The sequence below is a fragment of the Dyadobacter sp. 32 genome, assembly GCF_902506755.1.
Classification (GTDB): domain Bacteria; phylum Bacteroidota; class Bacteroidia; order Cytophagales; family Spirosomataceae; genus Dyadobacter.
The window spans coordinates 3,059,529-3,073,288 of the sequence record NZ_LR735258.1 but is presented as its reverse complement, the minus strand read 5'-3'; the positions used below and the strand labels follow the sequence as shown (position 1 = coordinate 3,073,288).

Annotated in this window: 10 protein-coding genes; 9 read left to right on the top strand and 1 reads right to left on the bottom strand. The window is 45.3% G+C overall.

The window, feature by feature from the left end; all coding sequences use genetic code 11:
- Window positions 1-30: 30 nt before the first annotated feature.
- The 7 genes from DYADSP32_RS12530 to DYADSP32_RS12500 all read left to right on the top strand — a co-directional run bounded on the left by DYADSP32_RS12530 (window position 31) and on the right by DYADSP32_RS12500 (window position 10,146).
- Window positions 31-1,470, top strand: coding sequence for a RagB/SusD family nutrient uptake outer membrane protein (locus DYADSP32_RS12530; RefSeq protein ID WP_149242415.1), 1,440 nt, complete (start codon window positions 31-33; stop codon window positions 1,468-1,470).
- Between the two features lie 42 nt (window positions 1,471-1,512).
- Window positions 1,513-3,522 (top strand): FAD-dependent oxidoreductase, encoded by a 2,010-nt coding sequence (locus DYADSP32_RS12525; protein WP_149242416.1) that lies wholly within the window; start codon window positions 1,513-1,515, stop codon window positions 3,520-3,522.
- A 23-nt stretch (window positions 3,523-3,545) separates the two neighbouring features.
- On the top strand, window positions 3,546-5,204 hold the full coding sequence (locus DYADSP32_RS12520) for an FAD-dependent oxidoreductase (protein WP_149242417.1): 1,659 nt from the start codon (window positions 3,546-3,548) through the stop codon (window positions 5,202-5,204).
- Window positions 5,205-5,379: 175 nt separating this feature from the next.
- A complete protein-coding gene (locus DYADSP32_RS12515) occupies window positions 5,380-6,102 on the top strand; it encodes a GDSL-type esterase/lipase family protein (protein WP_149242418.1) in 723 nt (240 codons plus the stop codon).
- A 211-nt stretch (window positions 6,103-6,313) separates the two neighbouring features.
- Window positions 6,314-7,555: an MFS transporter gene (locus DYADSP32_RS12510; protein WP_149242419.1), complete on the top strand. Its 1,242-nt coding sequence runs from the start codon at window positions 6,314-6,316 to the stop codon at window positions 7,553-7,555.
- Window positions 7,556-7,772: 217 nt separating this feature from the next.
- Window positions 7,773-8,294 carry a gluconate 2-dehydrogenase subunit 3 family protein gene (locus DYADSP32_RS12505; RefSeq protein WP_414617717.1) on the top strand — a complete coding sequence of 174 codons (522 nt, stop codon included), beginning with the start codon at window positions 7,773-7,775 and terminating at the stop codon, window positions 8,292-8,294.
- Between the two features lie 139 nt (window positions 8,295-8,433).
- Window positions 8,434-10,146 carry a GMC family oxidoreductase gene (locus tag DYADSP32_RS12500; protein WP_149242420.1) on the top strand — a complete coding sequence of 571 codons (1,713 nt, stop codon included), beginning with the start codon at window positions 8,434-8,436 and terminating at the stop codon, window positions 10,144-10,146.
- A 155-nt stretch (window positions 10,147-10,301) separates the two neighbouring features.
- Here DYADSP32_RS12500 and DYADSP32_RS12495 read toward each other — a convergent pair whose 3' ends face one another.
- Entirely contained in the window at window positions 10,302-11,834 is a 1,533-nt protein-coding gene (locus DYADSP32_RS12495) for an IS1182 family transposase (protein ID WP_149239755.1), read from the bottom strand.
- 214 nt (window positions 11,835-12,048) lie between these two features.
- Between DYADSP32_RS12495 and DYADSP32_RS12490 the strand changes: the two genes are divergently transcribed.
- Window positions 12,049-12,708, top strand: a complete 660-nt coding sequence (locus DYADSP32_RS12490) for an RNA polymerase sigma-70 factor (protein ID WP_149242421.1) — start codon at window positions 12,049-12,051, stop codon at window positions 12,706-12,708.
- Between the two features lie 39 nt (window positions 12,709-12,747).
- Window positions 12,748-13,755: a FecR domain-containing protein gene (locus DYADSP32_RS12485; protein ID WP_149242422.1), complete on the top strand. Its 1,008-nt coding sequence runs from the start codon at window positions 12,748-12,750 to the stop codon at window positions 13,753-13,755.
- Window positions 13,756-13,760: the final 5 nt, after the last annotated feature.

Here is a 13,760-nt window from a genome sequence, read left to right as displayed (position 1 = left end):
AGTTATCACAATGGTTAATGACATATAATTATGAATAAGATATTCCCATTTTTGATTTTGGCGATCACTTTAACTGCGTGCTCGGATTTACTTGAGGAGCAGCCTAAGTCATTGGCGTCAGAAAATTTTTACAACACTTCCGCCGAAGCCAAGGCGGCAGTGAACGCAATTTACGGGCCTATGCGGAGCGATAACGGTTTGTCTACAAATTATCCCGCTCAGTTGGAAGGACTCGCTGATTATGGTAATTCAAGAGGAACCCAAACGCCGGTCAGCCTGTATCAGGGGCTCGATAACACCAATATTAACAGGGTGGGAGTGATCTGGGATAATTTTTACCAGTCCATCCGGAATGCCAATCTGGTGATCAGCAATGTACCCAAGGGAACAAGTATGACCGATGCTGAAAAAACCTCCTTTGTTGCCGAGGCGAAATACCTGCGTGCGCTGATCTATTTTGCTATGGTTCGGAACTGGTCGGGTGTACCTTTACGCACCGAAGAAAACATGACCGTTGCAGACGTGCCCAGAGCAAGTGTAGACGATGTTTACGCACAAATATTGAAAGATGCGCTGGAAGCTGAGAAAGGCTTGCCTGACAATCCTGCAGACATTGGCAGGCCCACAAAATGGGCTGCAAAAACGCTTCTTTCCGAGGTATACATGTACAAGCAGGATTGGGCATCTTCAAAGGCAAAGGCCAAAGAGGTAATTGATGGCAATAAATATTCCCTTGTAGAGGTAAGTGTTTCGGAGGATTTTCAGAAGATATATGGTCCCGAGGTCGTTAACACAACAGAGGAAATATTTTACTTCAAGTACTCGCGTCAGCAGGGATTTGGGCTGGTCAGTTATGCGCATAGGAAAATAGGCCCTTACAATTACTACGGCCCTGGTGGCGTTTACGCTCAGTACACCGATTCGACCTCCAATTCTTTTGTCAAAAAATGGGACAATAAAGACCTTCGCAAGGCCCACATTCTATACAATGTAGATATCGGTTTGGGAACCAGTTCATGCTTGTTTAGAAAATACCGTGACCAAGCTGCCACAGCTGGCGCAGGAAATGATTTTCCGTGGTACCGATTTGCCGATCTGCTGCTGTTTCATGCCGAGGCTGACGCGCGTGCTGCCAACGCGCCAACCGCGGAAGCACTTGAGAGCTTGAATAAGGTCCACCGTCGGGCATATGGATTACCTTCTAAAACTCCATCCGCAGTAGATTTCAAACTTGCCGACTTCCCAACCCTTACTTCCTTTATTGATAAAGTAGTACAGGAACGAGGCTACGAAACAATGTATGAAGCCAAGCGCTGGAATGATCTCAAAAGACTTGGCATTGCCAAACAACGCATCCTTGAAGTGAAGAACATTGTGGTGGCTGACAAACACATGCTTTGGCCCATCCCAAATTCTGAATTGCTTTACAATAAGGCAATTAAGGCCACCGATCAAAATCCTGGCTATTAAGTCGTTGTGTATTAATATTTGTTTAAATTAAAAAAGCCCGAAATGAGAATAATCCTGGTGCTTGTCGCCTGTATCACTACATTCGTTTCGTCGGGGTTTCAGTCCAAAACTGAAACCCCGGCCAAAGTGGATATCTGCATCTACGGAGGAACCGCTGCTGGTGTCATCGCCGCGTACACCGCTAAAAAAATGGGTAAGTCCGTCATGCTGATTGAGCCCGGAACGCACCTGGGCGGAATGACTTCCGGAGGACTGGGGCAAACCGACATTGGAAATAAATATGCCATATCTGGCCTTTCCCTTGATTTCTACCGGCGAATTGGCAAGCACTATGGCAAGTTTGAGCAATGGATTTTCGAGCCGCATGTGGCTAAAAAGTATCTGCAGCAGTATCTCGATGAGGCCGGTATCAAGGTCACTTATAATTCCAGGATCGTTTCAGCCAGTAAAAAGGGATCGAATATCCAGTCCATCTCCTTGGAAAACAGTGTGAAGCCCGAGGCTTCTACAAACATGACAATCGAAGCATCCATGTTTATAGACTGTTCGTATGAAGGCGATCTGATGGCCCGGGCCGGGGTTTCCTATGCCGTAGGCAGAGAAGCCAATGCGGATTACAACGAGACAATCAACGGTGTACAGCTTATGGACGGGCATCAGTTTCCCAACGGAATTGATCCCTATAAGATTCCCGGCAAACCGGAAAGCGGATTGTTGTGGGGGATTTCAAATGAAAAACTACTCCCTAACGGAACCGGTGACAGAAAAGCCCAGGCTTACAATTACCGGATCTGTCTGACATCCGATCCTGCCAATCAGATACCTATTACACAGCCCGATGCTTACGACGCCTCACGTTATGAGCTGCTGGTGAGGTTAATGAACAAGCAACCGGAACGTAAAACCCTCAATGACTACTTCATCTGGAGCAGGATGCCCAACAGCAAAACCGACATCAATAACCGGAATGGATTCTCGACCGATATGATCGGCATGAACTACGAATATCCGGATGGCGACTATGCCACCAGAGCAAGGGTGATCAAAGATCATGAAGTTTACACTAAAGGACTTCTGTACTTTGTGGGGCACGATCCTAGGGTGCCTCAGGAGCTTCGGAATGAGATGCTGAAATGGGGTTATCCGAAAGACGAGTATACCGACAGCGGCAACTGGTCCCCACAGCTCTACATCCGGGAAGCACGCCGCATGGTGGGAAACTACGTGATGACACAGGCTAATTGTGAAGGGAAAGAAGTTGTCAAAGACGGCGTCGGAATGGCTGCTTACACCATGGATTCGCACAACATTCAGCGTCTGGTGGTGAATGGCATGGTGAAAAACGAAGGCAATGTGGAAGTGGGCGGTTTTGGGCCTTACCCCATTTCTTACCAGGCCATCGTTCCAAAAGAAAAGGAATGTGGTAACCTGCTCGTGCCGGTATGCCTTTCGGCTACACACATTGCTTACGGATCAATCCGGATGGAGCCGGTTTTTATGGTACTGGCACAGTCAGCAGCCACAGCAGCCGCGATGGCTATCGATGCGAAAGTCAATGTTCAAAAACTGAATGTGACCAAACTGCGTGATCGCCTGGTGTCAAAGCCACTCGTAGATGCGACCATACAACATGTTATTGCAGACAATGAGGATAAAGATAAAGTGACCGTTTCTGGAACCTGGAAAACGGTGAAGCGCGGTGGTTACGGCCCTTCTTTGCTGTCTTCGGAGGCAGCCGCTTCGGGCTTGCGATCTGTGCGTTTCAATCCGGTCGTTTCTAAAAGCGGTAAATATGACGCTTATATTTACTTTCCTAAGTTGCAGGGATTGTCTTCCAGTATTTCAGTGGTTGTGTCTGACGGTAAAGTGAAAAAGGATGTCACTTTGAAAGCGGCCGATATTGAAGTGGTAGGGCAGACCTCCGGTGAGTGGGTTTTACTGGGGACGTACGATATTCAAAAAGGGCAGAAACCTTTTGTCGAGATCTCCAATAAAGACGCCGACGGGCTCGTTTTCGCGGATGCCGTATTGATGGTTCCAAATTTTAAATAATCCCCAATAAACCTTTAATGAATATGAAACAATTTTTTGCTTGCCTTGTGCTTGCATTTCTATCAGGAATTTTCACCTCATGTCAGGCTGATAAATCAGACAATAATGCCGCCTACACGGCTGATGTCATCGTTTACGGGGGCACCTGTGCGGCTGTAACGGCCGCTGTTCAGGTGATCAAACAAGGTAAAACGGTGTTGGTGGTATCGCCGGACAAGCATTTGGGAGGCCTCTCTTCAGGTGGCCTGGGTTTTACAGATACCGGTAATAAAGCGGTGATTGGCGGATTGGCCCGCGAGTTTTACCACCGGGTGTTTATGGAGTACGATAAGCCTGAAACCTGGAAGTGGCAAAAGAAATCGGAGTACGGCAACAAAGGCCAGGGTACACCTGCCATGGATGGTGTGGATCGCACGATGTGGATCTTTGAACCCCGCATTGCTGAAAAGGTTTTTGAGGATTTTGTACGAGAAAACAAAGTGAAGATTTACCGGGATGAATGGCTGGATCGTGCCAACGGTGTTGTGAAAAAGGATGGCAAAATTGTTTCGCTCAAAACACTCAGCGGAAAGGTATTTACAGGAAAGATGTTTATCGATGCGACCTATGAGGGCGACCTGATGGCAGCAGCTGGTGTAAAATACCATGTTGGCCGTGAGGCAAACAGCGTTTACAATGAGCAATGGAACGGTATTCAGGCTGGCGTGTTTCAGCACAAGCATTATTTTCAGAAGGATGTAAGCCCTTATAAAATAGCGGGAGACCCTAAGAGTGGTTTGCTGCCTTATGTTTCCAATGAGCCGATTGGCAAAAATGGTGATGGAGACAATAAAATTCAGGCCTATTGCTTCCGTATGTGTTTATCGTCAAATCCCGACAACCGCATACCTTTCCCAAAACCTGCCGGATACGACCCTGCCAAATATGAGCTGCTGGCAAGGGTGTATAAAGCAGGCTGGACAGAAACATTCCAGAAGTACGATCCGATACCAAACAAAAAAACGGACACCAACAACCACGGCCCGTTCAGTACCGACTTTATCGGCCAGAATTACGACTATCCGGATGCGAGCTATGCAAGAAGAAAGGAAATTATCAAAGAACATGAACTGTATCAGAAAGGCCTGATGTACTATCTGACCAACGATGCCAATGTACCTGCCGATGTTCGGGCGGAGATGTCCAAATGGGGTTTGCCAAAAGATGAATTCAAGGATAACGGCGGCTGGCCACATCAGATTTACGTTCGGGAAGCACGTCGCATGATCGGCAAGGAGGTCATGACAGAAAACGAAACGCTTGGAAAAAAAGCCGTGACGCAGTCGGTAGGTATGGGATCTTACTCACTCGATTCACACAATGCCCAGCGTTATGTAAAAGATGACGGGTTCGTTCAAAATGAAGGTGATATTGGCGTCCACCCTAAAAATCCATACAGCATCTCTTATGGTTCGCTTGTTCCAAAAAAGGAGGATTGCGAAAACTTGCTGGTGCCGGTATGCATGTCCAGCTCACATATAGCCTTTGGGTCCATTCGAATGGAGCCCGTATTTATGATTTTAGGTCAAAGCGCAGCCAGTGCAGCGGTGCAAGCCATCGATAACAAAGTGGCTGTACAGGATATTGATTACGCCAAATTACGCGAACAACTGCTTAAGGATAAGCAGAAACTTGAGTTTTAACATACATTTTCAAAGCTGCCAGAAATTTCTGGCAGCTTTGGTTTTCAGCCTGATTTAATCACTTCAAAACCCCGGCGGATCCGAGGAGGCACTGTTTGCCATAAAGATGAGTTTGGCTCTAATCTTGAAAACTTTCCACGGGGATACTCACATTCGGCAGGATATTTACAATCACATGAAAAGAAGACTATTTCTGCAAACCACATTGGCAGCTACCTCACTCACACTCACTGAAAAGCGGGCTGTTGCAGATACCTCAGAGGAAAAGACCTTCATCATCAATTCAGGGATAGGAGGGAATAATACCGTCGATCTGCTTGGGCGGATACAAACGGACTGCCTGGCCCATAAACCCGATCTGACCATCCTGATGATTGGTACCAATGATATGAATAGCCGTAAACACGTGTTGCTTCCGGAATATGAAAAAAACCTGCGGAAGATAATCGAAATGATCCTTGCCGTAAAAAGTGAGATTTTAATCATGTCAATTCTTCCGGTGTATGAGCCTTATCTTTACACGCGCCACCCTAAGGAGTTTTATGGTGATGAAGGTCACAAAGGAAGGATGGATATGGTCAATGCCAGGATAAAAGCCGTGGCAGAGGCGTATAAGCTACACTTCCTGGATATGCATCACATTTTTGCGGCTGTTGGTAACATCGGAGAAGAAAGCAGCAGTCTCATTCAGAATATGGCGAACAGCAACAAAAGCGATGGAGTACACCCCACCAAAGACGGGTACCGAACCATGGCTGTTGCGATTTATGAAAAACTCAAAAGCTTGGAGATGCCTTGCCGCAGACTTGTGTGTTTTGGCGACAGCATTACAAATGGTGGCGGCGGCCTGGATGGAACAAGCTATCCTGCCTTTCTGAAAAAATTGTTATCGTACTAAAAACGAAATCTTATGTTGGTTTGAAGTATGTTTGCCGTCACAAAAACTTTACTTCAATAGAAAACACAAAATGCCGTAATTCTTGAACTATTAGAAATCAAAACGAATTGCTTTTCAGCCGACAGCCGACAGCCGACAGCCGACAGCCGACAGCCGACAGCCGACATCCGACTTAAAATATTAACTTCCTATATAACCCTTAATTTGTTCAATGACCACGCTTGCAACACCACGTTCCAATTTTTCACATTTATTCAGTGCCCCGGTCATTGTAGCCGCACTTGGCTATTTTGTCGATATTTATGACCTTCTGCTTTTTGGTATTGTCCGTCTGCCCAGTCTTGCTTCCTTGGGTTTGTCGGAGGCGGATATCTCCAAGGTTGGAGCCAGCATTCTCAACTGGCAAATGACGGGGTTGCTGATCGGAGGTATTTTATGGGGTGTTTTGGGCGATAAAAAGGGACGGTTGTCCGTTTTGTTTGGCTCAATCATTACCTATTCACTGGCCAACATCGCGTGTGGGTTTGTTCAGGATCCTACCACTTATAAAATTTTGCGATTTATAGCCGGGATAGGCCTCGCCGGGGAGCTCGGTGCCGGTATCACGTTGGTTTCAGAAATTCTGCCCAAGCATCTGCGTGCTATTGGAACCTCACTGGTTGCAGGCATTGGTTTGCTTGGAGCAGTTGTAGCCTATTTTACGGTTGAGTTTTTCGACTGGCGGTATGCTTATTTTATTGGGGGTGGTTTGGGCATCTCATTGCTTTTGCTTCGGATCGGGGTTTTTGAGTCGGGTATATTCAAAGATTTGAAAAATCAGAAACATATAGAAAAAGGAAATTTCTTCTCGCTCTTCACCAATCGCGACAGGCTCATAAGGTACCTGAAATGCATCGGCATTGGGCTTCCCACCTGGTTTGTGATCGGAATTTTGGCCACATTCAGCAACGAGTTTGGCAAAGCATTAGGCATTACGGAAGCCGTTAAGCCGGGGTTGTCGATCATGTGGTGTTATGTGGGATTATCCATAGGTGATTTATGCAGTGGGTTTTTGAGTCACTGGCTTGAATCCCGAAAACGTGCTGTATTTTATTTAATGCTTTTTACGTTAGTCTTCAGCGGGGTTTACTTGTACGGCGGGATCAACAAAGCTGCACATTTGTATGCAGTAGCCGGCTTTCTGGGTTTTGGTATTGGCTACTGGGCTATGTTTGTTACCATCGGAGCAGAGCAGTTTGGTACCAATCTAAGGGCGACCGCAGCAACAACTATCCCAAATATGGTAAGAGGAACTGTAGTGCTCATGACGACCCTGTTTGCAGGATTCAAAGGTTCCTTTTCTACAATTAACTCGGGGGCTCTGGTCGGGGTAATCTGCTTTTTTATTGGTCTTTATTGTATACTGACCGTTCCTGAAACGCACGGACGTGATCTGGATTTTCTGGAAGAGTAATTCAGGAAATAAATATTGTTGAATGAGAGAAAGATCTAGTTTTGTTTAACATTGTTGCATTCCTGAACTTAGTAATGGTATTCATGAAAGTGACAAAATTTTATCTTTAATTTACCTAAAATAGAAAGCGATTTTGTCCGGCGAACGGGTAAAGCTGATAGCCGACGACCAACAAGCGCACGATTCACCACATTCTGAACTGTAATAATCAATAAATATGGAAAGACGGGTTGCCCTCAGAAATATGGCTTTGTCCATAGGCGTAATGGCCGGTTTGCCTGCATGGGCATCGGGCTGGACTAAGTATTCTTTGAAAAAAGGAACATGGTTAGCCGCGGATCAGTCCAGGATATTGCTTGCCGTAGTGGAAACAATCATTCCCAAAACGGATACACCAGGTGCCGGTGAGCTGGGTGTAGACAAATTCGTGCAGAAAATGGTAACGGATTGTTACGACAAAAAGACACAGGCAGGTCTTGCCAGCGGGATTTCGAATCTGGATGAGCTAAGCATCAGTACCTTTGGCAAATCCTTCACCGAAGCTTCTGGAGTTCAGAAATTGCAGCTTTTGAAAGACGTTGAAAAAAGTGCGGATGAAGAATCCAAAGCGCTTTTTAGTCTGGTGAAAAACCTGACCATTCAGGGTTATATGAACTCAGAATACGTGATGACCAACATCACCCATTACGAAATGATCCCTGCGCGTTACCACGGTTGTGTACCGGTTAAGAAGGGATAATGGAAGAAGGACGAAAGGAAGAAAGCGCATGTCCGTTATTCCTGATTACATCAAAGTTAGCAACTGGATTTGGCGAGTGAATTTGCTTGGGCGTGGCCCATCCTCCTTCCTCCCCATCCTCCATTCTCCATCATTTTCTATGTCATACTTCAATATAGATAGCAAAAAAGCCCGCACCTACGACGCCATTGTAATTGGCTCCGGAATAAGCGGCGGTTGGTCGGCCAAGGAACTGACCGAAAAAGGATTAAAGACACTGGTGCTGGAGCGCGGGCGTGATGTGCAACATATCAAAGATTATCCGACATCCAACATGATGCCCTGGGAGTTTGAGCATCGCGAGCGCTTGCCGCTTGCTGTGACCGAGGCTAACCCCATTGCCAGTCGTTGCTATAATTTCAAAGAATCGTCGGCTCATTTTTTCGCCAAAGACAATGAACACCCTTATATCCAGGAAAAACCATTTGACTGGATCCGTGGGTATCAGGTAGGTGGTAAGTCATTACTGTGGGCAAGGCAAACACAGCGCTGGAGTAAATACGATTTTGATGGCCCGGCGCGGGATAAGTTTGCCGTAGAATGGCCGATCGGGTACGACGATATAGCGCCCTGGTACAGTCATGTGGAAAAGTTTGCAGGGATCACCGGGAATAAGGATGGATTGGATATGTTGCCGGATGGAGAATTTCTGGTTCCCCATGACCTCAATTGTGTTGAAAAATATTTTAAAGAACAGGTAGGTAAACAGTATAAGGACAGGCACATCATCATTGGACGTGCCGCTCACATTACGGATCCGCAGCAGATACATCTGGATCAGGGCCGTGCCAAATGCCAGCACCGTGTTATGTGTGAAAGAGGATGTCCTTTTGGGGGTTATTTCAGCAGCAATGCATCCACCCTTCCCTGGGCTATGAAAACCGGCAATATGACGCTTCGCCCACATTCTGTTGTTCATTCGATTATTTATGATGATAAGAAAAAGAAAGCGACCGGGGTCCGTGTGATCGATGCGAATACCAAAGAAATGACCGAGTTTTATGCCAATATCATATTTGTAAACGCTGCTGCCCTGAACAGTAATCTTATTTTGTTGAACTCGACCTCTTCACGTTTTCCGAATGGTCTGGGAAATGACAGTGGCGTTTTGGGGAAATACGTTGCTTTTCACAACTACCGTGCGAGTGTTTCGGGTCAATATGAAGGTTTCCTTGATTCCAAGACAGATGGAAGACGTCCCAATGGTGGCTATATTCCGCGTTTCAGAAATGTCTACAAGCAGGAGACCGATTTCCTCAGGGGATATGCAGCCGGATTTAGTGCCAACAGACAGACCTACTCCGATCGGTCCGGGTTGGGAAAGTCTCTGAAGGAAAGTTTGGCCCAGACAACCTACGGCAATTGGAATGTTGGTTCACACATGATGGGCGAAACAATTCCAAAGGAAACAAACTATGTTGCGCTGGATCAATCACAGAAGGATCCGTTTGGTATACCAATGCTGAAAATCAACGTGGACTATGATGACAACGATGAGAAGATGATCAAGGACTATATTGAACAGATGTCGGAAATGTTTACCAATGCCGGCTTCAAAAATGTCCGTTCTCATGATGGACATCGGAATCCTGGCAACGACATCCATGAAATGGGCGGTGTGCGTATGGGTAAAGACCCGAAAACTTCTATGCTAAATGAATGGAGTCAACTGCACGCCTGTAAGAATGTATTTGTAACCGATGGTGCTTCCATGACGTCAACATCTACCCAAAATCCCTCGTTGACTTATATGGCGTTGTCTGCACGAGCGGCAAACCATGCTGTGAAGGAGCTGAAGGCAAAGAATTTATAGGCAGTCATTATTACGGAGTAAAAAAGAGGCCGTCTCAAAAGTATTGAGGCGGTCTTTTCGGTTTTTTACCGAATTTGATTGATATATTTTTTCAGGAACGATGAAGTCGGGTTTTTTAGACCATTTTCTCGAAGAGACGCGATTTTCCGGGCATTTTAGGCCGCTTTCTTTCTTATATTTTGAGCTATTGCAATCAAACCCCACTCTATTGCAACTTTTTCGTTACCACGGAGCATAAATCTTCGGAACCGATGGTTCTCTTTGATGTTTCCGAAGATGGGCTCAACATCATGACATCGCTTCTTCCGATGGGCAATTCCATCTTCGCTGTTGAGTAGATTGTGAGCTTGCTTTTTTTGACGTTCTAGCTCCACGTTTACCTGAATAATTCTGTCGCCTTTTGACTTATGACAGGCTCCGTTTAATGGGCAAGCGTGACAATTCTTAGCCTGGTATTTTCTGGATGTTTGTATAAAGCCAGTGCTGGTTCTTCTGTGGCTATCACCGATATAATTCATTTGCTGACCCATGGGGCAGATATAGCAATCGCTCTTTTCATTGTAAAACAGCTTGTTTGCACTGAATGGATGCTTTTTGTTAAAGTTTGAGCTTTGCTGTTTGTCAAACATGCCATACTTCACATAAGCAGTAACCCCTTTGCTTTCTAGCAAGGTATAATTCTCTTGTGACCCATATCCAGCATCTGCTGTAACCGTTTTGGGGGCAACTCCAAAGCTTTTTTCATGCTGTGCGATATGATCCGTGAATGTAGTGGTGTCGGTCGGATTGGGGTGTATTGTATAATTGACGATGTATTGATTGGAGCTTGATATTTGCACGTTGAAGGCCGGTTTTAAGGTACCGTTGCGCATATGATCCTCCTTTAGTCTCATAAAGGTAGCGTCGGGATCCGTCTTACTGAAGCTGTTTCGATCTCCTAAAATTGCCTCCTGTGCTTCATAACGGGCAATATTAGTAGGATAGTTTTTGGTAACATAGTTAAGTTTTGCTTTTAACTTTTTGTCGATATTTTCCTTTTTGCCTAGTACTTCATTGAGCTTATTGACTGTGTCTTGTACCTTTTCTTTATCAATGGTAGTAAAATCAGGTGGATCTGGAAGATCATCTCCATCATTAAGACTCTGGGCATATTCCCAGATCTGGGTCAGCTGCTTCTTCATTTTCTCCTTATTGCTCAGGATCGCTTTTTTCCAGACAAAGGTGTATCGGTTGGCGTTGGCCTCGATTTTGGTGCCATCAGTATATACTTCCTCAATACTTAGAAGCCCTTCCTGAGCTAATAACAGGACCACTTCCTCGAATATACTTCGCAAAGCATCTTTCAATCGCACCCCTCTGAATCTGTTGATAGTGTTATGATCAGGGAAGTTCATGCCACTCACCCACATAAAGTAAACGCTCTCTTTACAGGCGGCCTCTAATTTCCTACTTGAATAAATATTGCTCACATAGCCGTAAACCAGCACCTTGAGTAGCATCTGAGGATGATAACTTGAAGTTCCTTTTGTTTGATACGCTGCATTAAGCGGTGCGATATTTATCCTGTTAATCACATCGTTGACAACACGAACAGGATGATCCTTTGGAACTAATTCTTCTAAACTTGGGGGGAGCAGCATAATCTGCTGCTGATCGTAACGCTTGAAAGTAGGCCGTTTTGATGACATATCTCCGTTATTTTCTATACCTAAAGATAAGAAAATCAAGCGAGTATGCAAAAGATTGTTTGCGTAAAAAATAGAAAATTTATACCTCTCAAAAAATAAAGAGACTGCCTTTTTGAGACAGCCTCTTTTTTTTGACTAGAATAATTTTTTTAAAAAATACTAAGGGGGTTTATGTGCAAAAAAGTCTTAACATTATTATAAAATGGAAGACTAGATGAACGATCCCTTAAAGCATGATGAGCAAAGGCGCGGAACCCCCTTCGTATCTCCGAAGCAGGATTTCAAAGAGATAGATTCTGCACAGTTTCTGAAAAATGCCTTCGAGCAAAATCCATCGAAAGGAATCGAATTACTTTTTCGACGCTTCTACAATCCACTTTGCAGCCATGCGGTTCGGTTTGTGTACTCCAAGCAGATCGCAGAGGATCTGGTGAGTGAGGTATTTTTCCAGTTTTACCGAACCAGGGCTTACGAAAACATTAATTCTTCGTACACCAGTTACCTTTTCAGGTCGGTACGCAATGAATGTTTTACCTACATGCGTCGCGAGTTTGGTAAAACGGACACACTGGAACCGGGTTCAGAAAGCAATATTTCCACCTACCACCAGCAGCCCGATGCTGAAATTCATTACAATAATCTTTTTCTGAAAGTCAATGAGATAATCGCGCAACTGCCCATGCAATGCCAGCGGGTATTTCTGATGAGCCGTTTCGAAAGTAAAAAGTATAATGAAATAGCTGACGAATTGCACATATCGCCAAAGACCGTCGAAGTGCACATATCCAAGGCACTCAGATACCTGCGCAGCGCGCTTCACAGTGAATGGATGCTTCCCTGCATTTTAGTTGCCATTCACTTCACTGGTTTATAATAATCTCCGGGCAGCCTCAGACAACCGACCCTAATGAAAATGGAAACTCCTGTATCAAAATATGCGCTTTTTGAATACCTGGCAGGGCGCGCCAATCCGCTCGAAAGAAAGCAAACGGATGAATGGTTGAAAAATCCGGATAACCATGAGCTCTTTTATACATGGCTTTTGGAGTGGGAAACACGGTCTCCTCAGTTCGTTCCCGATCAGGATCTGGCTATTAAACACTTGTTGCATCGTTTGGAGACGGACATGCAGTTCGATAGCCGTGAGCCCGATGATGCAGTTGAGCCATTGGTGCAAACCAAGGAACGGCCGTTGAGAAAAATATGGCTGATCGCGGCTTCCATCACCTTGGTTGCCAGTTGTGGATGGTGGTTTCGTGATACGATACAATTCAAAAAATATCAGACCGCATACGGGCAAACCGCAAATGTCTATTTGAGTGATGGAAGCCGTGTAAGTCTGAACTCAAACTCCATATTATTAGCACCGCGATTTGGATTCGGTTCCAAAATCCGGGAGGTTTTTTTAACAGGAGAGGCCGAGTTTTCAGTAAAACATACGGACGACCACAAGCGATTTATTGTCAAGACTTCGGATCGGTTTCAGGTAGAAGTGTTAGGTACCGAATTTTCAGTTTTTTCACGCGCCCGGGGCACCAAGGTAGCACTCAAAAGTGGCAGCGTACGGATAGATTACGAGCAGGATAATGAGAATAAAAAAATGGTCATGGAGCCTGGTGACCTTGCCACGGTAGACCTGAGTGGGTCCATTCAGTTGGACAAAAAGCAAAATACCGAGAATATAACTGCCTGGAAGGAGCAGCGATACGTTTTCAACGCCACTTCGCTTCGTGAAATCTGCGTGATGATTGAGGAAAATTTTGGTGAAAAGGTAATACTCGCTAACGAAGCCATAGCGGATCGGACCATCACCGGGAACTTCAAAACCAAAAACGCGGAGGATCTGCTCAAAACGATTTCGGAGGTTCTGGACCTCAGGCTCAGAACCTCCGGTGATTCAACATTGATATCTGCTAATTAATCTAT